Below are 23064 nucleotides of genomic sequence, written 5' to 3' on the forward strand. Positions count from 1 at the left end.
CGGCCCAGACAGCAGGCCGACCAGAATGACCGTCCAGAGCGTCTCCCAGGGGTATGTGATGCGCTTCTGGTCGCGCCAGTCCGGGATTTGGGTTAAAAAGGGCAGTGGGCTGATGGGTGGTTGCACAACTCCCTATCAGCCCTTTTTCTTGGCCTCAGTCAAGATAAAAGCCTGGGCTCCGCTTTCGGCTTTTCTCTCCATCCAGTGCCAGCCATCCAGTGCCAGAAATGCGGTCTGTCACCCTGAGCGCAGCGAAGGGTCCTCTCGGTGCGGCGGAAAGGTGCTTCGCCTGCGGCTCAGCAGGACATCCCTCTGAGTTCGACGAAATGCCATCTCTCCCTTCTGGCCGGCAACGGTCTAAACCGCGTCCGGGCAAGAGCTGGCAGCCCCCGCCCCTCCCGTAGCATGGGGGGGCATGGTGCCCGACTTTGACCTTCCCCCGGCGGCCCTGGCAACGGGGCTGCGGGTCCTCGACCTGACGGGTGTCCTCGCCTTTAGCCTGTCGGGGGCGCTGCTGGCGGTGCGCAAGCGATTCGACCTCTTCGGGGTGCTCGTGCTGGGCTGCGTGACGGCGGTGGGGGGCGGCGCGATTCGCGACACGCTGACCGGGCAGACACTGCCCCTCTTTCTGCGCGACGAAACTTACCTGTGGGTGGCGCTGGCTGGGTCCGCGCTCGCCTTCGCCTTCGGAGAGCGGCTGGCCCGCTTTGAAAAGGCCCTCAGCGTCTTTGACTCGTTGGGGCTGAGCCTCTTTGCCGCGTCGGGGGCGCTGGGGGCGATTGCGGCGGGGCTGGGGCCGCTCGGCGTGGTGTTCGCGGGGGCGCTCAGCGGGGTGGGGGGCGGCATCATCCGCGACCTGATTGCCAACGAGGTCCCGGAGGTGATGTACCGCCGCGACCAGCTCTACGCGACCGCCGCCGCCGCCGGGGCGCTCGCCGTCTACCTCCTGTACCCCCACCTCACGCCCTTTGGAGCGCAGCTCGGCGGCGCGGCCACCGTGCTCGTGCTGCGCTACGTCTCGCGCCGGGGCTGGGTGCGGCTGCCCGTGCGGCGGTTGCCGGGGGGGTAGGGCTGGGCGGGACGGCTTCTCCATGCCCTACACTGTCCCCACCATGTCTACACAAGCTGACCGGCCCGCCGGATTCCGTACCCGTGCCGTCCATGCCGGGCACGGCCTCGACCCGGTGACGGGGGCACACGCGGTGCCCATCTACGCGACTTCGACCTTTGGCTACGGCAGCGCCGAGCGCGGGGCGCGGCTCTTTGCGGGGGAGGAACCGGGGTACTTCTACTCGCGGCTCTCTAACCCCACCGTGACCGCCTTTGAGGAAAAGGTCGCCAGCCTGGAGGGGGCGCAGGCCGCCGTCGCCTTGGGCAGCGGCATGGGCGCGGCGAGTGCGGTCGCGCTGACCCTGCTGCGGGCGGGGGATGAGGTGGCCTTTATCGGGCCGCTGTACGGGGGCACCGAAGGGCTGCTGCGCGACATCCTGGGCCGCTTTGGGGTGACCGTGCGCGAGGCGGCAGACGTGGAGGGGCTGCGCGGGGTGGTTTCGGAGCGCACCCGCCTGGTCTGGCTGGAGTCGCCGACCAACCCCACCGTGGGGGTCGTAGACCTCGCGGCGGCCTCGGCGGTTGCGCACGCGGTGGGGGCACTCGTCGTGGTGGACAATACCTTCGCCACGCCCTACCTGACGCGCCCGCTGGAGCACGGGGCCGACCTGGTGATGCACTCGGCGACGAAGTACCTTGGAGGGCACGGGGACGTGGTGGCGGGCGTGGTCGTGGGGTCCGCCGACCTCGTGGCCGAGCTGCGGCTGCACGGGCTGCGGCACGTCGGCGCGGTCCTCGACCCTTTCGGGGCGTACCTGCTGCTGCGCGGCATGAAAACCCTGCCGCTCAGGATGGAAGCCCACTGCCAGGGGGCGATGGCGCTCGCGCGGGCGCTCGACGGCCACCCCGCCCTCAAAGCCCTGCACTATCCCGGCCTTCCCTCCCACCCCGGTCACGCGGTCGCGGCGCGGCAGATGCGCCTCTTTGGGGGCCTGCTCAGCCTGGACCTGGGCACCCAGGAGGCGGCCTTCGCCTTCCTCAATCACCTTCAGCTCTTTACCCAGGCGGTCAGCCTCGGCGATGTCGAAAGCCTCTCGTGCCATCCCGCGAGCACCACCCATCACCTGCTGGGCGAGGAAACGCTGGCCCGGCAGGGGGTCACACCGGGCCTGGTGCGCCTCTCGGTGGGCATCGAGGACGAGGCTGACCTCATCCGCGACGTGCTGGGGGCGCTGGAGCGGGTGCCCGTGGGCGCGGGAGACTGAGATTCCGCGGCATCGCCTACCGTCCGGGCGGCGCGGGGCAGGGTAAAACCCGGCCATGATTCAGCCCGAACGGGTGGAATGGTTGCGGTCAGGCGAGCCGGGGCGCGAGGGATTTGTGCTGCTGTGGGTGCAGTCCAGCGTGCGGACGCGGGACAACCACGCCCTCGAATACGCGGCGGGGGAAGCCCGGCGGCTGGGGGTACCGCTCGCCGCCGTCTTTGCCCTCAATCCCGCCTACCCGGAGGCGAACGCCCGGCACTTCCAGTACCTGCTCGAAGGCCTGCGCGACCTGCGGGCAGGCCTCGCGGCGCGGGGGATTCCGCTGTCGGTGCGCGTCGGGGACCCGCCGGAGGTGGTGCGGGAGGCCGCACGGGGAGCCAGCCTCGTCGTGACCGACCGGGGCTACCTGCGCCCTGGCCGCCAGTGGCGGGCGAGTCTGGCCGGGCGCTTAGAGGTCCCCTTCGTGCAGGTCGAGTCCGACGCGGTGGTACCCATCCGGGTGGTCTCGCAGAAGCAAGAGGTGGGGGCGCGGACCCTGCGGCCCAAGCTTCAGCGGGTGCTGGAGCGATTTTTGGTGCCGCTGGAGGTGCAGGAGGGGGCGAAGGGCCACCCCGACTGGGACCCCGGCCTCGACGTGTCTGACCCTGCGCGGACCGTGCGGGCACTCGGCGTGGATGGCAGCGTGCCCCCCGGCGAGGAGGAGGGCGGCGAGGGAAAAGCCCTGGCGCGGCTCTCGCACTTCGTCATCCACCTGCTGCCGAGCTACGACGCCGGGCGACGTGACCCCAACGTGGACGGAGGCAGCCGCCTGAGTGCGTACCTGCACTACGGGCACCTCTCGCCCCTGACGGCGGCGCTGGCGGCGCGGCAGCACTCGGAGGGTGGCCCCGGCCTCGACACCTTCTTAGAGGAGATGATCGTTCGGCGCGAACTCAGCTTCAACTTCTGTGAGTTCAATCCCGCTTATGAGCGCTACGAGGGGCTGCCCACCTGGGCGCGGGCGACGCTGGAGGCCCACGCCGCCGACCCCCGCCCGCACCTCTACACGCGGGAAGAGCTGGACGCCGCCGCAACCCACGACCCCTACTGGAATGCCGCCCAGCGCGAGATGGTGCGCACGGGCCGGATGCACAACGCCCTGCGGATGTACTGGGGCAAAAAAATCCTGGAGTGGACGGCGACCCCCCAAGAGGCCTACGCCACCGCCCTTTTCCTCAACAACCGCTACCAGCTCGATGGCCGCGACGCCAACTCCTACGCGGGGGTGGGCTGGATTTTCGGCCTGCATGACCGCCCTTGGGCGCGGCGCCCTATTTTCGGGACCGTGCGCTACCTCGCTGCCAGCGGGTTGCGACGCAAGTTCGACGCAGACGGCTATGCCCGGCGCTGGGCCGAAGGCGGGCACGTGGAACTTCCTTGAGGTACATACACAACTCACTCATGGGGGGAGGGGGGGGTGCTATGCTCGCCCCCGAACCGCTGGTGTTCGGTTCCCCTGGCTGAGGGCAAACAGCGAACAGGGCAGCGCAAGGTCTGCCTCTCCCCTGGACAGGCAGAAGACGAGGTGGAGGTCAGCGAAGATTCTGCGGATGCCTCCAGGCCCCGGCACGGGCCTACCCGACCGCTGATGCGGTGAAGCGCGGCGATAAGCTTCCGCGGCGACGCGGAGATAAGGCCGAGCAGTGCCTTCCCCCATCTTGCTCAAACACCGCTCGCCCTGACCAGACAACTGGGGGCGGGCACAGGAGTTCCTATGTGCGGAATCGTCGGATACATCGGCAGCAGGCAAGCGCAGGACGTCCTCATCTCTGGCCTCGCCCGGCTGGAATATCGCGGCTACGACAGCGCGGGCGTGGCGGTCGCGGACGGCGGCCAGGTGGTCGTGAAGAAGAAAGCCGGCAAGCTCGCCAACCTCAGCGGCGAGCTGGAGCAGCAGCCCCTGCCCGGCACCCTGGGCATCGGGCACACCCGCTGGGCCACCCACGGCCTCCCCAACGACACGAACGCGCACCCCCACACCACCGAGGACGGACGCCTCGTCATCATCCACAACGGGATTATCGAGAACTACCTCTCCTTGAAGGCGGGGCTGATTGAACGCGGCCACACCTTCCAGTCCGAAACCGACTCGGAAGTGCTCGCCCACCTCATCGAGGAAGCCTATGCGGGCGACCTCGAAGCGGCGGTCCGGGCGGCCCTCGCGCAGGTGCGCGGGGCGTACGGCATCGTGGTCACCCATGTGGACCACCGCGAGATTGTGGCGGCCCGCACCGTCAGTCCCCTGGTGATGGGCGTGGGCGAGGGCGAGATGTTTCTCGCGTCGGACGTGCCCGCGCTGCTCCCGTACACCCGCGACATGGTCTTCTTGCACGACGGGGACATGGTGGTGCTGCATGACGACGGCTACCGGATTACCGACCTTCAGGGCAACCCCCAGGAGCGCCCCATCGACCGCATCGACTGGGACGCCGAGGCCGCCGAGAAGGGTGGGTACGACTCCTACATGCTCAAGGAGATTTACGAGCAGCCCGCCGCCCTGACGAACACCCTGATGGGCCGCTTGCACGACGATACGGGCGAGGTGAACCTCGACATCAGCCTTGACCCCACGGCGTTTAAGCGCATCTCGGTCATCGCCTGCGGCACTGCTTACTATGCGGGGCTGGTGGGTGAGTACCTCATCGAGCAGCTTGCCCGCATCCCGGTTGAGGTCGATGTGGCCTCCGAGTACCGCTACCGCAATCCGCTGGTTAGCGAGCACACCCTCGCCATCGTGGTCAGCCAGTCGGGGGAGACCATCGATACCCTCGAAGCCCTGCGCGAGGCGAAAAAGGGCGGTGCCAAGACCCTGGGCATCATCAACGCCAAGGGCAGCTCGATGACCCGTGAACTCGACGACACGCTCTATATCCACGCGGGGCCAGAAATCGGGGTGGCGAGCACCAAGGCGTATACCTCCATGGTGGGGGCATTCGTGCTGCTCGCGCTGTGGCTGGGCCGCGCCCGCGGCACCCTGACAGACGCGCAGGCGCAAGAACTCCTGCGGGCCACCCGCGAGCTGCCGCGCCTGGTCGAAGAAGCCCTCAACCCCGCTCGCGTCGCCGAAATCAAGCGGGTGGCCGAAAAGTACGCCCAGGCCCGTGACTACCTCTTCTTGGGGCGCGGGGTGAATGCGCCGACCGCCTTCGAGGGGGCGCTCAAGCTCAAGGAAATCAGCTACATCCACGCCGAGGCATACGCGGCGGGCGAGATGAAGCACGGCCCCATCGCCCTCATCGACGCGAACCTGCCCGTCGTGGTGGTGGCCACCGAAAGCCACCTCCTCGAAAAAACCATCTCCAACGTGCAGGAGGTCCGCGCCCGCTCCGGCAAGGTGATTGCCCTTCTTAGTGACGGCGATACCGAAAACGCCGCGCACGCCGACGACGTGCTGTACGTGCCCCGCGCCCACGAGATGGTCAGCCCAGTCGTGAATGCGGTCGCCCTGCAACTGCTCGCCTACTTCACGGCGACTTACCTCGGCAAAGACGTGGACAAGCCGCGCAACCTCGCCAAGAGCGTGACGGTGGAATAACGCGCCCACCCTTGCTCTTGCCTGCACGTCCCCGGCCTCCATGAAGGTTGACTTCGGACACGGCTGCGGCGCGCGCCCCCTGCAGCCCTCAAGATGAGCGGGTGACCCGTTCTCGCCCGTCTTCCTTGGCTCAGCCCGCCCGCGAACCCTCCCGGCGCGAGTGGTTCAGCGAACTGATTGGCCGCACCCGCTTTGTCGTCCTCATCGCGGTGATTGCGGTTTTGCTGGTGGCCTTTAGCCTTTTTTTGCAGGGTACCCTCCTGGCTCTGGTGACCATCTACGAGACCTGGCGTGAGACCTTCGAGCGCGGCATCGCCAGCCAGTCGGGCACGCTCGCGGTCGAGTTTCTGGAGGTCGTGGGCACCATGCTCAAGGCGGTGGTGTTCTACCTCATCGGGGTGGGGCTGTACTCGCTGTTTATCAAGCCGCTCAACCTGACCTCGGCGCTGGGCGTCGAGAGCCTCTCTGACCTCGAACAGAAGGTCGTGTCGGTGGTCATCGTGATTCTGGGCGTGACCTTTCTCGAACACTTCATTCGCTGGGAGGAGCCAGTCGAGACGCTGTACTTCGCGGGGGCGCTCGCGCTGGCGGGGGGCGCGTTGGTCTTTTTTCAGCGGGTGCACCGCGGAAGCGGCAGTGACCTGCAACAGCCGGGGTCAAAGATGAAGGCGCGGCGCGACCTCTTCGAGCGCGACACCGAGCAGCGTCACATCGGTGCCGAGGATGTGGCGGTCGCGGAGCGCGCCACCGAAGCCAAAGCCGAGGGCAAGGTAGACCCAGAAGCGGGCGGCACCTGACCTCCGAAGGCGCTCAGCCCCGTCCCGACTGGCCCCCCACCACCCGCAGCAGGTGACGCTCCATTTGCCGGACGCTGCGGCGAGCGGCTTCGGCGTGGTCCATGCCCAGCGCGTGGACATACAGCGACCCCCGGTCGGGCGAAAAGGCGAGGGCGACCGTGCCCGGCATCAGCCCGGTCAAGGAGGCGAGCAGGGTGAGGGGCAAGTCTCCCTGCAAGCGCAGGGGCACTTCCACAATCATGGGGTTCAGCCGGGGCCGTGGCTGGAGGGCCATGAGCGCCATGTGGAAGTTGGCCCGCACCAACTCGGCCACAAAGGTCAGCAGCAGCGCCAGGGTCGCCATGAATCCCCCCACGTATCCCGTGACCCCCAGCGCCCGGCGAAACAGCACCAGCACCACGAAGCTGATGCCCCACCCCAGCGCCAGGGTCCGCAGGCTGACCTCACCCAGAAAGAGCGCCCAGACCAGCCCCAGCAGCAGGTGAAAGCCTGCGCCCCTCACGCCCCCCTCAGCGGGTGCCCACAGCGGTGGGGGGGCGTTGGGGGGACACGGCGCCGAGTCATGCGGTCAGTATAACGGCTGTGCCCGGCGGTGTCTGGTGGCCCCGTCCCCTCAAGACACGGCCCCTCAGGACACGGCGTCGGGCCAACTGGTCAGGCGAGCGCGGGTCCAGAACTCCAAAAAGCCCTCCACCTGACATACGAAATCGCGGAAGTTCATCGATTTGATGAGGTACGAGCTGGCGTGCAGGGTATAAGCGCGCGCGATGTCCTGGTCGTGGTTGGAGGTCGACAGCATTACCACCGGAATCTGGACGAGCCGGGGGTCAGTCTTCATCGCCTCCAGCACCTCGAAGCCCGACATGCCCGGCATATTCACGTCGAGCAGCACCACGTCAGGCAACGCCGCACCGGGGGTTCGTAGCAGCTCCAGAGCTTCTCGCCCACTTCCCACGGTGGTGACCTCGCAGACTCCGGCATATTCGGCAAAGACTTCCTCGGCGAGGTGGCGGTCGGTCAGGCTGTCGTCGACCAGAAGGAGGCGCAGGGGACGGCTCACGACCTCGCCCTCCCCGCAGCGCAGGTGAGCCGGAGAAGAGCGGCAGGCTTAAGGAAGTGCATAGCTGAGGCTCATGGTAGCGGGCGGCGAGCGGTTTGGCAGGCACACTTGTGGCTCCCACCCCCGCCAAAATCTTGAACCGAGTTGAGGGTTGGGGCCGCCCGCGCCGCCCGCTGGGGAGGGCGTTACCCTGCGGGTCATGAGTGACCTCCTCCCTTCTTCGCGGCCCCGCATCCTGGTGGCCAACGACGACGGCATCTTTTCGCCCGGCATCAAGGCGCTGGGGCTGGCGCTGGCCGAGGTGGGCGACGTGGTGGTCGTCGCGCCCGACGTGGAGCAGTCGGCGGTAGGGCACGGCATCACCATTCGGCGACCGCTGCGCTTTAAGCACACGGCCTCGGCGGGATTTGGGGATATCCCCGCCTACCGGGTGGACGGTACCCCTGCCGATTGCGTGGTGCTGGGGGTGCACCTGCTTGGCAGGCCCGACCTGGTCGTCAGCGGCATCAACCTGGGGCCGAACCTGGGCGACGACCTGACCCACTCCGGCACGGTGGCGGCGGCCATCGAGGGGCTGGCGCTGGGGTTGCCCGCCATCGCCTTGAGCCAGCGCTCGAACGGGGGCGAATACGACTTTGCCCCCAGCGCTGCTTACGCCGCGCGGCTGGCGAGGGAGGTCTTGGCCCGCGGCCTGCCGCCGCGCGTGCTGCTCAATGTCAACTTTCCGGCGGGCACCCCCCGCGGGGTGCGGGTGACCCGTGTGGGCGAACACCGCTGGGAAGACACCATCCTGACCCGCCAGGACCCAGAAGGCCGCGAGTACCACTGGGTCGCGGGCCAGAGCACCGCCCCCGATGCCGACGACCCCGCCACCGATTACGGGGCGGTCGACGCCGGCTACATCAGCGTGACCCCGGTGCGGCTCGACCTCACCGCCCGCGACCTGCTGGACGAGGTGGCGAGTTACGTGCCGGAGGTCTAACCTGGCCCTATGCTCCGGCGCACCTCGAACGCCCAGGCCCGCACTCCCGGCGGGACCGTGGGGGGCAGCTCCCCGCTCGCCCAGCGGCTGGCGACAAGAAGGAGGCCCGGTTGCGCTGGACTGGCGAGCAGCTCAGCCCCCACAAACCCCGGCTGCCCCGGCAGGGTGTCCAGCCACGCGGTGAGGGCACGCCCAGCAGCCTCGTCCCGCGCCTCGGCGTAGTGGACCTGCAGGGGGGCGCTTGGCAGGCTCATCCTACGGATTCCGGAGCGTCCGTCCCCGCCCCGGCGCTTCGCTTCGGTGCTTCCACTCTTCTCCGTCCCCGCCTTTCCTTCTTCTTCCAGTCGGGTTTCCAGTTCTTCCAGAACTGTTCAACCGAAGATTTTTGTCAGTCGTACAGGCTCAGCGGGTCTTTGGGATTCCAGCGCAGGTAGGTGCCGAAGTGCAGGTGGGTGCCCGTGCTGCGGCCCGTGTTGCCCACCCGCCCGACCACCTGTCCCTGGGTGACCGTTTCGCCCGCCCGCACCAGGGTGGCGCTGAGGTGCGCGTAGCGGGTAATCCAGCCGCCCTCGTGTTCCAGCACGACGGTCCAGCCCCAGCCCCGCGCAAAATCGGCCCGCGACTCCAGCACGCGCCCCGCACGGGCGGCGCGGACGGGCGTGCCGTGCGGGGCGAGGATGTCGACCCCGTAGTGCATCTCCGGCTCGCCGTCCATAATGCGGGGGCCAAAGTCGCTGCTGATGCTCGCGTAGCCCGCGACGGGCCACAGCCACCCGGAAGCGGCGGGGGCCGCGCTGACCCGCACCGACGCCGTGCGGACCACCGCTGCGCCCGTACGGGCCGGGGTTGCCCGGCTGCCCGCCCCTACCGTGCGCGGGGGAATCTTGACTGTGGCGCCCACCCGCAGCACCTTGCCCCCCCGGTAGTTCGGGTTGGCCGCCAGCAGCCGGGCCAGGCTCAGGCCGTAGCGCCGAGCAATCACGCTGAGGTTTTCGCCCTCTCTGACCCGGTGGCTCCGGCCCGGCAAGACTCGGTCAGGAACCCGCAGCACCTGCCCGGCCCGCACGAGGTGAGCGCTGCGCAAGGAAGGATTGGCCGACTTCAGGGCCGACACGCTCACGCCCGTGCGCCGAGCAATCACCGTGAGGTTGTCCCCCGGCTTCACCCGGTAGCTTCCCGCCGCCTCCGCGCCGCCCCCCGGCAGCAAGCTGGGAAGCACAAGGGCGGCGGCGGCCAGCAGGCTGCGCCCCACCGGGCGGCAAGAGCGCCGGATGAGCGTGGGATTCACGCGTCTTAGTGTAAGGGTGGAACGGGTCTCCGGATGTGAAGAATCCTGCCGCACGTTACCTTGCAGATATGTCAGGCCCTCCCTATGCCCCGCCCCCCGGCTTTCGGCGGCTGCGGCTGCTGCTCGCCTGGGACGGTGCGGACTTCGCCGGGTGGCAGTCGCAGCCCCACGCCCCCAGCGTGCAGGACACCCTGTACGCCGCCTTTGCCCGGCTGGGGGCGGGGGAAGCCGCTCGCCCGGTGGCCGCCGGACGCACCGACGCGGGAGTCCACGCGGAGGCGATGCCCGCGCACATTGACGTGCCGGAGGGCTTCCGGGTGACCACAGAACGGCTGGCCCGTGCCCTGAATGCCCACCTCCCGGAGAGCGTGGCGGTGCTGGAGGCGGGCGAGGCCCCGCCCGGCTTCCACGCCCGCTTCTCCTGCACCGAGCGGCGCTATGCCTACCGGCTGCTCGCGGCCCCACAGCGCCACCCGCTGTGGGCGGGCCGCGCCCTGCATGTGCCGGGGCCGCTCGACGTGTCCGCCATGAACGCCGCCGCCCGGCCCCTGCTGGGCACCCACGACTTCGCCGCCTTCGCCACCCAGGAGGACCGTCAGACGGTGCGCGAGTTGCGGGCGCTCCGGGTCCATCCTGGTCCCCCCGTCCACGCGGGGCAGGTCTGGGAGGTCGAGGTCGCGGGCGAGAGCTTCCTGCGGCACATGGTCCGGGGGCTGGTGGGCACGCTGCTGCTGGTCGGGCAGGGCAAGCTGGCGGCGGGGGACGTGCCCACCATCCTCGCCGGACGCGAGCGGGCGCGGGCGGGCGCGAACGTGCCCGCGCACGGGCTGACGTTCACGGGGGCGAGCTATGGGGGGGTTGAGCCTTGACGGGACGCCGGAAGGCCGCTCCCTGCCCCTGGTCCCGTACCCCTACGCTTTCGCCGCCGCGTACCCCGCGTCCAGCTCTGGCCCCAGCGCCAGCAGCGCCGCCACCCGGCGCACAATACCCTCCAGCCACTCCGCGTCGTCCAGCGTGAGCATGCGGCCCCGGCGGTATTCCACCCAGTTTTTCAGCACCGGATACCCGCCCAGCGTGTAGGCCCACACCGCCCCCGGCACCCCCGCCAACTCCAGTTCCTCCGACAGCACGTACACCTCCCGCGCCTCGTCGTAGCGGGGTTTTGGCCCAATCCGCAGGGCCGCTGCGGGCGCTTCCTGGTCCGTGCCGGGCGTCACCAGCCGCCCCAGAGACGTGGGCAAGTCGGGCCGCGCCGCCGGGTCGAGCAGCGCCGCCACCCGCCGCCCCAGCGCCGCCCCCGCCTGCAAGACCTCCCTTGATTCGGGTAGCGGCACGCGCGGCCAGTCCTCGGCCAGGTAGTCCGCGTGTTCGGTGCGGTAGGCCGGGGCGCTCAGCATCGCCAGCGTGTGATGGAAGACCTCTTCCGCCAGCTCCCACGCCAGCGCATTCGGCTTGCCGTCTGGCCCGCGCACCGCCCCGTACCGCGCCAGCACCGGCCCCGGCCTGGGCAGCGGCGTACAGGGCGACCCCGCCTTCGACACCGCCACCTTCAGCACCCCCGCCCGCGCCAGGTCGTCGTAAAAGTCGGCCACGTTGGGCAGGTACTCGTACTCCGTATCGGCAGCGAAGTGCTTGAACCGCAGGCGGAGGGGGAAGGCGCGGGCATCCGGGTCCGCCACGTGAAACTCAATCAAAGTTCGGCTGAAGTTGATGCCGTCGAAGCCGCGCCTCATCGTTTGGGCGGCAATGAGGTACATAGATTCAGGCGTGTGATTATCTACAAACTCATCTCTTCGCCTAACAAGCAGATTGTTAGTATTCAGCCAATATAGAAATCTGTGGTCAAAAGGACGGTAGTGATAAGTAAAAATGGCATGTAAGTCAAACTTACCTTTCGCAATGGCTTCTCTCCTCCCTGTAACTGCGTTAAACCCAGAGCCATCTTTCATTAAAGCTTCGTATTTAATACTGATAACTTCATTGTCCACGCTTGGGTTGAAGTAGTCAGTCATCTTATCGGTCAGCTCTTGTTTTGTGAACGACATCGGCCCCTCGTCTCGGCTGGCCTGAAGGCCGCTGAAACGCACCGGAAACACCTCCTCCAAGCTCGGCCATTCCCAGTACTGGTCTTCGCCGCTGAGGGGCCTCAGCACGTAGCGGTGCTGGCGGGTGGGGGTAAAGGCGGGGGCGTAGGGGCGGGCGCGTTCCAGCAGCATCTGCCGCTTGGCCGCGCCGCTGCCCTCGTAGTCGCGGTAGTGGACCTGACCCAGGGTGTCGCCGCCGCTCTGCGGGAGCTTGACAAAGGTGCCGACGGCCACGCCGACGCGGATGCCGCCGCTGGTGTCGGTGGTAAAGACGCTGCCGTCGCCGGGCCGGTGGGCACGCTGGTTGCCGTGCAGGTCGTCAATGTACAGGTGGTCAAAGCGCGTGAGCAGGTGCTGGCGCATGACCGGATGGCTGATGCCCGTGAGGTAGCTGCGGTTGGTGATGAAAGAGACGATGCCTGCCCCGGTGTGCTCGGCCACCCGCCACTCGGCCAGACGGATAAAGCGGATATACAGGTCGTCCAGCAGCTGCTTTTTGACGCCCCAGCTCTCGCGCAGGCAGGCCTTGTAGGGGGCGACGAGGGCGAGTTCTTCGGGGTGGTCGGGCATGTCGGCAAAGCGGTCGTAGGGGGGGTTGCCCAGCATGACCATCAGGCGCTGGCGCTGCTTGACGCCCTCCGAGAGGGCCTGTTCCTGCGCGAGTTCGGCGTACAGGGGGGCGGGCTTGTCCAGGCGCGGTTCCCACCCGTTGAGGCTGTTGGTGAGGTAGATGCCCAGCCGCTCGCCCCCGGCCAGGGGAGCGCCCAGTTCGCCCAGGCGCAGGGCGAGTTGCAGGTGCGCGATGGCAAAGGGCGCGGGCAGCAGCTCGAAGCCGAAGATGCGCTCCCGGAAAGCCTGCTTGAGCCGCGCCCCGACCCGGCCCCTGCCCTCCTTTCTCAGCTCCTCTTCCAGAAAGCGGGCCAGTTCGAGCAGGTAGCCGCCGGTGCCGGTGGCGGGGTCGAGGACCGTCACGTCCGGGTCAAGCAGACCCAGCGGTCGGTCCAGGTGGGTCTTGAGCAGCTCGTGAACCTGCTCGATTTGAAAGCGGATGATGGCCTGCGGGGTGTACCAGATGCCCAGGTCCTTGCGAAGCTGCGGGTCGAAGGCTTCCAGAAACGGCTCGTAGAAGTAGGTGACCGCCGAGCCTTCGCGGAAGCTCCTCAGGAAGGGTTCGGCCTCCACCCGCCGCAGCACGTCCAGGGCACCCTCGACCGGGCCGGTCAGGTCGAGGCGCAGGAGCTTGCGCCGGGTGTTCACCTCGTCGAGCAGCAGCGAGATGACGGGGATATTCAGGTCGTCGGCCACCGTTTCGCGGTCGATGTCGTGGCCCCGCCCCTTCTGCGCCGCCATCACCCACCCGGCAAAGAGGCCGTAAAAGAGCGCCTGCACCAGGCTGGAGCGGAAGAAGTGGTCGAGTTCGGCCTGTTTTTCCAGCCATTTGGCACGGTCTCTCTCGTATTTTGCCCCCGAGGACTTGCGCCCGGCCTCGCGTGCCTCCGGTTCGGGCAGGGTGAAACTGACCCCCAGCGCGTCCTCCATCGCCTTTCGGAGCGGCGCGAGCGTCTCGGCGTCCTGCGCCTCCAGCCGCCGCAGGGCCTGCCTGGCGTGGTGCGCGAGCAGGGCGGCCACCTTGCGCGGGCTGCTGAGGCTGCCGCGTGCGCTCGCCCAGACGTTCAGCAGGCCGCTCAGGGCGTCCAGGTGCGCCTCGGCGACGGCGGCGGGCTTGGCGTCTCCCAACAGCTCCCCGTGCGGGATGGTGTAGCGCTCCAGCTCGCGCTCGCCGTCCAGCACGACGAACTCGTGAAAGTTGGTGAGCAGGGTGGGCGCCTGCCGCGCGTAGCGCCGCGCCTGCTCCAGGCCATGCGCGTTGTTGCTCAGCGGCACGTCCAGGGCCTCGGCCTCGCCCAGCGCGACATTCTCGGCCCCGTCCCGCACCCGCAGGGCGAAGTCGGGCAGGCCGCCCTCATCCTTGCGGGGGTGGGTGATGACCTCGTATTCGGGCAAGAGGCCATCGAGCAGGGCTTTGAGCAGGGGCAGGTAAGTGTTTTCCGGCGTGCCCTTGCCGTGCGCCTTGCGGATGGCCTTGATGTACTCGGCAAGCGCCGCTCTGGGAGTGATGGGAGCCATGTGGGGCCACTATTCCACGCGCCCCACCCGGCCCGCTCCCCAAACCTCTAACCCCGCCGCGTCACCCCGTCCGTCGTCATCAGCACGCCGTACAACTCCGGGCGGCGGTCGCGGAAAAAGCCCATCCCGGCGCGGAACTTTCTCGCCTCGGCGAGGTTCAGGTCATGCAGCAGCGGTCCTTCTTCCGTTTCTCCAAACTCGGCCACGATTTCGCCGGTGTAGTCGCTGATAAAGGAGTGCCCGTAGTAAGTCTGCGTGAGGTCGCCCACCCGCTCGGTGCCGATGCGGTTGGACGCACCCACGTAGGTCGAGTTGCTCACGGCGTGCCCCACCATCGCCCGCTGCCACATGTGGTGGCTGTTGGGCGTCTCGACCTCGGCGGGTTCCGTGCCGATGGCGGTGGGGTACAGCAGGAAGTCGGCGTTCATCAGCATCATCGCCCGCGCCGTTTCGGGGTACCACTGGTCCCAGCAGATGCCCACGCCCACGCGCCCGAAGCGGGTGGCCCACACCCGAAAGCCCGTGTCGCCGGGATTGAAGTAATACTTCTCCTCGTAGCCGGGGCCGTCGGGGATGTGGGTCTTGCGGTAGTTGCCCAGGACGCTGCCGTCCGCGTCGATGCACACCAGCGAGTTGTAATGCGCCTGCCCCGCTCGCTCGAAGTACGAGAGGGGCAGCACCACGCCGAGTTCGGCGGCGAGGTTCTGAAAGCGCCCCACGAAGGGATGGCCGTCGAGCGGATGCGCCAGCCCGAAATAGTCCTCGCGCTCGACCTGACAGAAGTAGAGGTTCTCGAACAGTTCGGGCAGCAGCACGACGTTGGCCCCCTGCCGGGCCGCGTCGCGCACGTGCGCCTCGGCGCGGGCGAGGTTGTCTTCGAGCTGGTCGGTCATGTGCATCTGCACGACGGCGAGCTTGACGGTGTCGGGGGTGCGGGTCATGGCCCCAGGGTACCCGGCGGGGGCGCGGGGCAGGGTGACGGAAACCGGGAGGGGAGGCCGTGTTAGCGTTCCGGCATGACCCCCTCTGCCCCCGGCACCACCGACGTCTACATCGATTTCCTGTGCCCCTACGCCTGGCGCGGCGCGGAACTGGCCGCCGTGCTGCGCGGTGAGGGCGAACGCTTTAGGCTGCGGCATTTCTCGCTGGTGCAGGGCAACCATCCGGACAATGCGAAGGAAACGGTCTGGTGGCTGACCGACCAGCCGCTGGAGGGGGGCGACCGCTATCAGCGCTCCAGCCTCCCCGCCTTTCTCGCGGCGCAGGCGGCGGCCCGCCAGGGCGAGGAGGCGGCGTGGGCCTACACCCTCGCCCTCTTTCGCGCCCACCACGAGGAGGGGCAGCCGCTGGAGGAGGCCACCTTCACGCGGGCGGCAGAGGCGGCGGGCCTCGACCGGGAGCGCTGGGAGGCCGACCGCCAGGACGAGTCGGTCCTGCGGGCCAGCCTCCGCGCGGACCTCGCGGACGCGGCGGACATCGGCGTGTTCGGCACCCCCACCTTTGTCCTGCCGGACGGGAGCGCCGCCTACTACCGCTTCGAGCACCTCACCCGCGACCCGCAGACGGCCCGGCGCTGGTGGGACCTTTACCGTGAGGTGCTGGCTTCAGAAGCTGGAATCGCGACGATCAAGCGGGCGAAGAACCGTCCGGCGCGTCGGAGCTGAGCAGCCCCAGCCCCAGTCGCCGGGCGACCTCGCCCCCTGGCCGGGTCAGTCCGCTGCGGACGTCCATGTAGTCCCGATAGACGGGGTCAAACGGGTGGAGGAGCACGGCGGTGACCCCGTGTTCATCCACCTGCATTCCCTGAAGACAGAAGCCTGCCCGCAGCTTGGGAATGAGCACGGCATTGTTGGTGGCGTGGTGGTGGCTGCGGACGAGCGCGTACCCTTGCGCCCGCAGGAACTCCAGCACCACGGGCAGCAGCCGCGAGTACACCCCCCGGCCCCGGTGCCCCAGCAGCAACGCCGTGTTCACCATGTAGGCGGTGCGGGTATCCCACTGCCGGGACATCTGCCAGCCCACGACCTCGCCCGCATAACCCACCAGCCAGGCGTACCGGGGCACGGCGGGCGGCGGCAGGGGCGCGGGGCCTGGCCAGTCGAAGCTGACGGTCGCGTAAGCGGCGGCCTCCAGCTCGGCATAGACCGCGCGGAAGACTGCTTCCGGGACCGGGTGGAGGGTGTAACCGCTTCCCAGGTCCACCCCTTCACCCGCTTCTGGGGGGAAGAGAACGCGTGGGACGGCAGGTGAGGGCCGCTCCGGCAGCTCCCCCAGCCCCAGCCGCCGCGCCGCTTCCCCGCTCGCCTGCCGGAAGCCGCTGCGGACGTGCATCGCGTCCCGGTAGGCCTCGTCCAGACTCAGCGTGAGGGCCACGTTCAGCCCGCCCTCGTACAGGTTGAGGCCCTGCACGAAGAATCCGGCCCGCAGCTTCGGGACGATGACGCGGTTGTTGGTCGCCCGGTGGTGGCTGGTGACGAGGGTGTAGCCGGCGTCCCGGTACACGTTCAGCACGTGCGGCAGCAGCCGGGTATAGAGGCCGCGCTCCTGATGTTCGGGCAGAATCCCCGTATCGGCCATGTCAATGGTGCGCTCGTCGCGTTGGTGGGCGTGATGCCAGCCGATGAGGTCGTCTCCGTGGTAAATCCCCCATTGGAAGGTTTCCCCCAGGGGCGGTGAAGACATGGCGGGCGGGCCAAAGGCGTAGCCCCAGCCCCCGCCGAAGATGCGGCCTTCCAGCCGGGCGCAGGCGTCGCGGTAGGCGGCGTAGGGGAGGGGACGGGCCTCGTACCCGTCCCCCAGCGCGCTCACTCCCCCCGCCACAGCGTTCCGGCGGGCTGCTGCTGGGTCAGGCAGTGGAAGGAGCCGCCCCCCTCGATGATGCTCCGGCTCATCAACCCGATGACCTCCCGCCCCGGAAAGAGGGGCCGCAGCACCTCTAACGCCCGCTCGTCGTTGGGGTCGCCGTACAGCGGCACGACCACGAAGCCGTTGCCGATGTAGAAGTTCGCGTAGGTGGGCGGCAATCTCCCCTCGGCCCCCTCCAGCCGGGTGGCGGGGAGGGGCAGTTCCACGACCCGGAAGGGCTGACCGCTGAGGTCAGTCATCCCCCGCAGGTCGGCCAGATTCTTCGCCATCACGGCAAAGTTGGGGTCCGTCTCGTCCTGGGCCACGCTCGTGACGACCGTGCGCTCGTCCACAAAGCGGGTGATGGTGTCGATGTGGCCGTCGGTGTGGTCGTTCTCTAAGCCACCGTCGAGCCACAGCAGCCGCTCGATGCCGAGCGTGTCCCGCAGCAGGGCCGCGTAATGGGCTTCGGTGAGGCCAGGATTGCGCGTGTCGGTGAGGAGGCAAGAACGGGTGGTGAGGCCCACACCCGCCCCGTTGACCTCGATGCCGCCGCCCTCCAGCACCTCCGGGCGGTCCCAGTGGGGGAGGTTCAGGTGGGCGGCGACGTGTTCGGGGATGCGGTCGTCCTGCTCCCATTCGAACTTGCCGCCCCACGAGTTGAAGCGCCAGTTCACCAGCGACACGCGGCCCTGCCTGTCCCGCACGAAGAGGGGGCCGCTGTCCCGAATCCAGGAATCGTCCAGCGGCACCCGGTGGAAGGTCACGTCCGCTCCAGTCAGCCGCCCCCGCGCGTCCGTTTCGCTCTCCTCATCGCGCACGAGCAGGTGCACCGGCTCGAAGCGGGCGACCGTCCGCACCAACGCCGCGTACTCCTCGCGCACCCCGGCGAGGTGCCCGAACCACAGCTCGTCGTCGGCGGGCCAGCTCATCCAGGTCGCGGCGTGCTCTTCCCACTCGGCGGGCATGGCAAAGCCCCGGTCGCGGGGGGTGGGGTCAGCGGGGGAATAGTGCTGCATGGGGGGCATTAAACCAGACCCAGCCTCCTCCCTCAGCGGAAGTTCAGGCCCACCCGCAGGCCCGGTGAAAAGAGGCCCAGCCCCTCTCCCCCCCCGCTGGGCCGCAGGAAGCTGTAGCCCAGGCTGCCCTCCGCAAAGGCCGTGACCGAGCGGGCCAGGCGCACTTCTCCATTGAGCAGCAGGTGGGGCCGGAGCACCGTCAAGACGCCACTGTGCCGCTCCAGGCCCAGCCCGGCCCCAGCCTGAATCCGGCTGGTGGTGTTGGGCGTGCCCGACAGCGGAAAGAGCACGCTCGCGTCGGCCCCGTAGCCCAGCGTGTAGCCCACCAGACTGCGGACGTCGGCCCCCGCCCGCAGCGCGTAGCTGCCCACGTCGTAGGTGGCCTGCACGCCCACCCCGAAGTCCAGCGGCGTATCCACCGAGAGTCGCACGCCGACGTAGGTGCTCGGTGCCGCCTGCGCCACACCGCAAGTTAGGGCCAGCAGGCCGCCGCACATCAGAAGTTTGTTCACCCCCTCAGCATAGGTTGCAAAGGCGAAGCCAGCGGGCCGAATGTGTGCCGGGTCAGGGCTGGCCGCCAGTAAAGGTCAGGCGCGGGAGCCGCTCGAACGTCGCCTCTTGCAGCCGCACGGGCAGAGACCAGCCGTCCATGGCCGACGTGACCCGCGGCTCCGGCGGCGTCAGGTGCAGCAGGGCGAAATGGTCCCCGTGGCGCACGAGCACCGACGCCCTCAGTTCGCCCGCCTGAATGCCCTGCACGTCCGGGCGGCAACGGCTGTCCTGTACCCGCAGCACGGTCAGGGTGAACTCGCCCAGCCGCCCCGTTTGTCCCGGCTGAAGTTGGAGGGTGGCAGCCCCCGCCCCATTCCCACGAGGACCAAAAGCAGGGCAGACAGGAGGCGGCGCACCACTCGCTCAGTTTCAGCCCAGCAGCGGCCCGCTTCCGGCGCAGGCGAGTGCCCGGAAGTGCCGGGCCTTGTCGAGCAGGCCCATCGCGTCGTAGCACTCGGCGAGCTTGAGGGCAAAAAACTCGACGGCGCGGCAGTCCTCGCGGCGCTCGGCGGCCTCCAGACACTCGCGGTAGTGCAGCACGGCGAGGTGATACTGCGCTCCAGCGGCAGCGTGTTCGGCTCGGCAGTGGCTCATCCGCAGGGACACGATGTCGGTCGGGACGCCGTTCATGGGGCTGAGTGTAGACACCCCGCCGGGCAGATGAATGAAAGGTGAAGCGGATTCAGCGGTGCAGGCGCTGTTCTTTGAACTGGGTCAAAGCTCACCAAGCGCCGGAGCTGTGCTTAGCCGGCCACCCGTGCCCGCACGCTCAGCAGCGGCAAGTTCACCCCCTCCAGCCGCACCCTGAGGGTTGTGCCGGGAGGGGCCGGGGTGCTCAGGGGCACGTCGAGGGCCAGCTCTGGAATCAGCAGGGTGGCCTGCGGGCCGCGCCGCGCCACGACGACGGCCTCCCACTCGCGCTCTGGCTGCGCGGCGACAAAGCGCAGGGTGTGGTGACGGCGGCTGAGGCGCTCGGCCTGCCGAGTGGCGTCGGCGTTCATGCTCGCCTGCGCGACCCGCTCGGCGACCGCCTTGCCACTCAGGGGTTCGCCCCCGGTCAGGAGCGCCCGCAACTGCTGGTGCACGACGAGGTCGAGGTAGCGGCGCAGCGGGCTGGTGGCCTGCGCGTAGAGGTCGAGGCCCATCCCGTGGTGTGGCCCCGGCGCGGGCTGAAAGCGGGTGCGGGCCAGGGTGCCCCGCCGCGCCCAGTGCGCGGGGAGGGTGTCGCCCCGCACCTCCCGCGTGGGGGCGTCCTGGGTGGCAAAGGGCAGCGCCAGCTCATGGTCATCCCCGTAGATGGCCGCCGCCCAGCCCGCCAGCGTCATGCATTCCTGCACGACGAAGCGCATCTCCGGCTTGGGCAGCGGCGAGACGACCACGCCCCGTTCGTCGGCCTTGACCCGCACCTCCGGCAGGTCGATGGTGAGTGCCCCCTCGCCCTCGCGCAGCTCGCGGCTGGCGCGGGCGAGGCGGGCCAGCGACACGAAGGGTTCCTCGCCCGCCTCCAGCCGTTCCTGCGCCTCCAGGTAGCTCAGGCGGGTGACCCGCACCCTGGTGAGGTGTACGTCCACCGCGTCGGCGTTGCCGTCGGCACCCAGGTCCAGCGAGATGGACAGGGCGGGCGAGGTCTCGTGCAGGCCCAGGCCCGCCCGCTCGACCACCTCATCGGGCAGCATTCCGACGGTGCGGTCAGGGAGGTAGAGGGTCGCCCCCCGCGCCCGCGCCTCCTCGTCGAGCGGGCTGCCGGGTGGCACAAGCGCGGCCACGTCCGCCACGTGCACCCACAGACGGCTGAGGCCTCCGCCGAGGGCTTCGAGGCTCACCGCGTCGTCGGGGTCACGGTTGCCCTCGTCGTCGATGGCAAAGGCGGGCAGGTGCGTGAGGTCCAGCCGGGGTTCATCCGCAAAGTCGGGCACGGGCAGGGCCACGCTGCTGAGCGCTGCCCCCAGGCGGTCGGCGTAGGGCGTCCGCGCCTCATCCCACAGCCCCAGCCGCAGCAAGAGGGCGTGCGCGGCCTCCGGCGTCTCCGGCTGCGAGAGGTCGCGCAGGGTGCGGCTCTTTTCTGCCTTGCCCCGCGCGAGCAACTCCACCTCCGTCCGCTGGGCAGGCGTGAGGTCCGGCAGGGCAGGGGAAGGGGTGCTCATGGGCATGAGGATACGAGGAAGGGACCGAAAGCACTGAGTGGCAAGTCTGGGTTTCCAAAAGTCCAAAGCGGCGTTGAACTCGCCTCAGGTGCGCCGCTGGGCCAGCCAAAGCGACGAGCCTAAAAACACGTCTTGGGGCGCATTCTCCTCAGTTGGAAGGCATACGTCCTTTGTGCGGGTATAAAGTCGAACTTGACACTTAGGCAAAAAAGTGTTTCTATCCTTGTCAAGGAGGAGCGCATGGATGAGCAAGCGAGCGCCGGATTTCGCGCACAGGTCGAGCGTCTGGTGGCCGAGGGCAAACTCACCCCCGAGGAGGGGCAGGACCTGCTGGGGGAACCAGAAGGCCAGGTGGCGCAGGAAAAGAGCGCAGCGGAGGAGGGGGCCGCGCACTCCACGGCGTCCGGCGAGGACACGCCGCCCCATCTTCTGCTGGACGTGAGCGGCTTCGCGCTGCGGGTGGTGCAGGATTCGGGCGTGAGCGGGCCGCAACTCCACGCCAGCGAAGAAGGCCGTCTGACGCTGGAGGCGACACCCCAGGGCTGGCGGGTGGCCCGGCAGGGCGGCGAACGCTTCTACGGCTGGAGCAATCTCTCCGCCATCCTGACGGTTCCGTTCGAGCCGCACGACGCGCAGGTCAGCGTGGGCGGGGGCAGCGTGAGCCTGCCGGAGCTGCGCGGGGTCGCCCACCTGCGGGTCGGCGGCGGCAGCGTGAGTCTGGAGGGCGCAGCCGAGCTTCAGGCTCAGGTGGGGGGCGGGAGCCTGCGGGCGGGGGACATCGCTGGACCGGTGGCCCTCAAGGTCGCGGGCGGCAGTGCTCGGTTGGGCAATGCGGGTGCCTTGGTCGGCACGGTGGCCGGGGGCAGCCTGGTCTGGGAACCGCGGCTGCTGGGCGGCGAGCACACCCTGAGCGTGTCGGGTGGCAGCGCCCGCATCGGCCTTCAGCCCGGCAGCGGCGTGAACCTGCACGCCCAGGCCACGGCGGGCAGCGTCAAGGCCAGCTTCCCCCTCCAGAAGTCCGGCCAGTACGCCACCTACACCTACACCGGGGTGCTGGGCGACGGCGGCGCTTCCCTGCGGGTCAAGGTCGCGGGCGGCAGCCTGGTGGTGGACGCGTGAGGCGGGCCGTAGGTGGAAGCGTTAGAAAAGGAGGGGCTTCACGATGAGGGAAAAGGTCCGGCGCATCCTCGACCTCGTGCGGGTGGGCAAACTCACGCTGGAGGACGCGGCCCCGCTGCTCGCGGCCCTCAGCCCCCGGCTGGCGCTGACCGAGGCCGACCGCGACCTCGTCGCCGCGCTGCTCGCGCGCGAGGACCTCAGCAGCGGGCAGGTGGCCGAACACCTGCTGCTGCTGCGCGGGGTGCGGGATGTGCCCCAGCCGCCGCCCCCGCCCCGTGCGCCGCAGGGTCCCGGCCAAAGCATCTGGGACGGACGCGGACGCCGCGGCCTGGCCCCGGTGGGGGACCTCATGGACAGCGTGGGGGCCGTGCTGGAGCGGGTGGGCGAGGTCGTGGAGGTCGCGACGGGGAGCGGCGCGGCCCGCGGCCAGCCCCCTGCCGCCGCGCCGCGCATTCTGCGGGTGGAAGTTCAGTCCGGCGAGGGCGACGAGTACGCGGCGAACCTGCCCGTCAGCCTCGCGCCTCACCTGGGCAGGCTGATTCCGCCGCACGGCCAGCGGGCGCTGGAGCGGGCAGGCCTGAGCGTCGAGGCCTTGCAACTCCTTTTGGCGGCAGACCCCGCCCCCGGTGACCTCCTAGACGCCGAGGACAGCGAGGGAAATGCGGTCCGCATCTCTCTGAAGTGAGGCTGAAATGAGGGCTAGAGGCGCGGTGGGGGCGTCCTGCTCCCCCCCTTGGCCTCCCCCCGCGCCCCGTACCCTGACCCCATGTCCAGACCCCTGCCTCTGCCTTTCCCCGACGAGACCGAAGCCCCCCTGGTCACCGAGCTGCGCTTTCCGACAAGCGGCGTGACCGTGCGCGGCGCATTTGAACTCAACGAGTTTGCCACCCTGTCCCCAGAGAATCTGGAGTTCCTGCGGCTGTATATCCGCGTGCGCGGCAACCTCAAGGAAGTCGAGCGGGTGCTGGGCCTGAGCTACCCCACCGTGCGGGCACGCTTTGACACCCTGCTGCGCGCCATCGGCTATGAACCCGAACCCGCCGACCCCCAGAATGAGGTGATTGAGCGGCTGGAGCGCGGTGAAATCACCCCCGACGAGGCGGCGCGGAAGCTGCGGCGTTAGGCCAGGGCCAGCCTGCAGGAGGGCGGCGCAATCCCC

At 69.1% G+C, this 23064-nt stretch carries 23 protein-coding genes; 11 read left to right on the plus strand and 12 right to left on the minus strand.

Translation table 11 applies throughout. The annotated features are described in order from the left end of the window. The first annotated feature begins 415 nt into the window (after positions 1 to 415). The 5 genes from H565_RS0112990 to H565_RS0113010 all read left to right on the plus strand — a co-directional run bounded on the left by H565_RS0112990 (position 416) and on the right by H565_RS0113010 (position 6686). On the plus strand, positions 416 to 1069 hold the full coding sequence (locus H565_RS0112990; RefSeq protein WP_034409618.1) for a trimeric intracellular cation channel family protein: 654 nt from the start codon (positions 416 to 418) through the stop codon (positions 1067 to 1069). 43 nt (positions 1070 to 1112) lie between these two features. Beyond that, positions 1113 to 2315 (plus strand): trans-sulfuration enzyme family protein, encoded by a 1203-nt coding sequence (locus H565_RS0112995; RefSeq protein ID WP_027461421.1) that lies wholly within the window; start codon positions 1113 to 1115, stop codon positions 2313 to 2315. Positions 2316 to 2370: 55 nt separating this feature from the next. Then, complete coding sequence (locus H565_RS0113000; RefSeq protein WP_027461422.1) at positions 2371 to 3735, plus strand: deoxyribodipyrimidine photo-lyase; 1365 nt, start codon at positions 2371 to 2373, stop codon at positions 3733 to 3735. Positions 3736 to 4068: 333 nt separating this feature from the next. Next, entirely contained in the window at positions 4069 to 5889 is a 1821-nt protein-coding gene (glmS, locus tag H565_RS0113005; protein ID WP_027461423.1) for a glutamine--fructose-6-phosphate transaminase (isomerizing), read from the plus strand. 101 nt (positions 5890 to 5990) lie between these two features. Continuing rightward, a complete protein-coding gene (locus H565_RS0113010) occupies positions 5991 to 6686 on the plus strand; it encodes a YqhA family protein (protein ID WP_027461424.1) in 696 nt (231 codons plus the stop codon). Positions 6687 to 6699: 13 nt separating this feature from the next. Here H565_RS0113010 and H565_RS0113015 read toward each other — a convergent pair whose 3' ends face one another. After that, on the minus strand, positions 6700 to 7188 hold the full coding sequence (locus tag H565_RS0113015; protein WP_027461425.1) for a Na+/H+ antiporter subunit E: 489 nt from the start codon (positions 7186 to 7188) through the stop codon (positions 6700 to 6702). Between the two features lie 126 nt (positions 7189 to 7314). Continuing rightward, positions 7315 to 7746 carry a response regulator gene (locus H565_RS0113020; protein ID WP_027461426.1) on the minus strand — a complete coding sequence of 144 codons (432 nt, stop codon included), beginning with the start codon at positions 7744 to 7746 and terminating at the stop codon, positions 7315 to 7317. Positions 7747 to 7945: 199 nt separating this feature from the next. On the opposite strand from H565_RS0113020, the gene surE reads away from it, so the two are divergent. Beyond that, positions 7946 to 8728 (plus strand): 5'/3'-nucleotidase SurE, encoded by a 783-nt coding sequence (gene surE, locus H565_RS0113025; RefSeq protein WP_027461427.1) that lies wholly within the window; start codon positions 7946 to 7948, stop codon positions 8726 to 8728. On the opposite strand, the gene H565_RS0113030 is transcribed toward surE, so the two are convergent. Together H565_RS0113030 and H565_RS0113035 are read right to left on the minus strand one after the other, a co-directional pair. Then, positions 8725 to 8982, minus strand: a complete 258-nt coding sequence (locus H565_RS0113030) for an antibiotic biosynthesis monooxygenase family protein (protein ID WP_034409625.1) — start codon at positions 8980 to 8982, stop codon at positions 8725 to 8727. The two genes, surE and H565_RS0113030, sit on opposite strands and share 4 nt — an antisense overlap. A 134-nt stretch (positions 8983 to 9116) precedes the next feature. Then, the gene (locus tag H565_RS0113035) at positions 9117 to 10016 is read right to left on the minus strand and encodes a M23 family metallopeptidase (RefSeq protein ID WP_245576229.1); all 900 of its coding nucleotides are present in this window, start codon (positions 10014 to 10016) and stop codon (positions 9117 to 9119) included. Between the two features lie 68 nt (positions 10017 to 10084). Between H565_RS0113035 and truA the strand changes: the two genes are divergently transcribed. Then, on the plus strand, positions 10085 to 10885 hold the full coding sequence (truA, locus tag H565_RS0113040) for a tRNA pseudouridine(38-40) synthase TruA (RefSeq protein WP_027461430.1): 801 nt from the start codon (positions 10085 to 10087) through the stop codon (positions 10883 to 10885). 42 nt (positions 10886 to 10927) lie between these two features. On the opposite strand, the gene H565_RS0113045 is transcribed toward truA, so the two are convergent. Together H565_RS0113045 and aguB are read right to left on the minus strand one after the other, a co-directional pair. Then, entirely contained in the window at positions 10928 to 14227 is a 3300-nt protein-coding gene (locus H565_RS0113045; RefSeq protein WP_027461431.1) for a type ISP restriction/modification enzyme, read from the minus strand. Positions 14228 to 14274: 47 nt separating this feature from the next. Continuing rightward, positions 14275 to 15168 (minus strand): N-carbamoylputrescine amidase, encoded by an 894-nt coding sequence (aguB, locus tag H565_RS0113050; RefSeq protein WP_027461432.1) that lies wholly within the window; start codon positions 15166 to 15168, stop codon positions 14275 to 14277. A 75-nt stretch (positions 15169 to 15243) separates the two neighbouring features. Between aguB and H565_RS0113055 the strand changes: the two genes are divergently transcribed. Then, complete coding sequence (locus tag H565_RS0113055) at positions 15244 to 15891, plus strand: DsbA family oxidoreductase (RefSeq protein ID WP_027461433.1); 648 nt, start codon at positions 15244 to 15246, stop codon at positions 15889 to 15891. Here H565_RS0113055 and H565_RS15440 read toward each other — a convergent pair. From H565_RS15440 to H565_RS0113090, 6 genes are all read right to left on the minus strand, one after another. Then, on the minus strand, positions 15854 to 17035 hold the full coding sequence (locus tag H565_RS15440; RefSeq protein ID WP_245576230.1) for a GNAT family N-acetyltransferase: 1182 nt from the start codon (positions 17033 to 17035) through the stop codon (positions 15854 to 15856). The two genes, H565_RS0113055 and H565_RS15440, sit on opposite strands and share 38 nt — an antisense overlap. Continuing rightward, positions 17032 to 18090 (minus strand): agmatine deiminase family protein, encoded by a 1059-nt coding sequence (locus H565_RS0113070; RefSeq protein WP_027461435.1) that lies wholly within the window; start codon positions 18088 to 18090, stop codon positions 17032 to 17034. Before H565_RS0113070 ends, H565_RS15440 begins: the two co-directional genes overlap by 4 nt. A 32-nt stretch (positions 18091 to 18122) precedes the next feature. Further along, positions 18123 to 18602 carry a hypothetical protein gene (locus H565_RS0113075; protein WP_034404122.1) on the minus strand — a complete coding sequence of 160 codons (480 nt, stop codon included), beginning with the start codon at positions 18600 to 18602 and terminating at the stop codon, positions 18123 to 18125. Positions 18603 to 18654: 52 nt separating this feature from the next. Continuing rightward, a complete protein-coding gene (locus H565_RS15445) occupies positions 18655 to 18885 on the minus strand; it encodes a hypothetical protein (protein WP_200870672.1) in 231 nt (76 codons plus the stop codon). 126 nt (positions 18886 to 19011) lie between these two features. Beyond that, entirely contained in the window at positions 19012 to 19272 is a 261-nt protein-coding gene (locus H565_RS0113085; protein WP_027461437.1) for a hypothetical protein, read from the minus strand. Between the two features lie 113 nt (positions 19273 to 19385). After that, complete coding sequence (locus H565_RS0113090) at positions 19386 to 20786, minus strand: ribonuclease R family protein (RefSeq protein WP_027461438.1); 1401 nt, start codon at positions 20784 to 20786, stop codon at positions 19386 to 19388. Between the two features lie 240 nt (positions 20787 to 21026). Here H565_RS0113090 and H565_RS0113095 point away from each other — a divergent pair, with 240 nt between their 5' ends. From H565_RS0113095 to H565_RS0113105, 3 genes are all read left to right on the plus strand, one after another. Then, positions 21027 to 21905, plus strand: a complete 879-nt coding sequence (locus H565_RS0113095) for a DUF4097 family beta strand repeat-containing protein (RefSeq protein WP_027461439.1) — start codon at positions 21027 to 21029, stop codon at positions 21903 to 21905. A gap of 43 nt (positions 21906 to 21948) precedes the next feature. After that, entirely contained in the window at positions 21949 to 22590 is a 642-nt protein-coding gene (locus H565_RS0113100; protein WP_027461440.1) for a hypothetical protein, read from the plus strand. A gap of 81 nt (positions 22591 to 22671) precedes the next feature. Beyond that, positions 22672 to 23028 (plus strand): DUF2089 domain-containing protein, encoded by a 357-nt coding sequence (locus H565_RS0113105; protein WP_027461441.1) that lies wholly within the window; start codon positions 22672 to 22674, stop codon positions 23026 to 23028. Positions 23029 to 23064 lie beyond the last annotated feature (36 nt).

This window comes from Deinococcus murrayi DSM 11303 (assembly GCF_000482805.1).
Taxonomy (GTDB): domain Bacteria; phylum Deinococcota; class Deinococci; order Deinococcales; family Deinococcaceae; genus Deinococcus; species Deinococcus murrayi.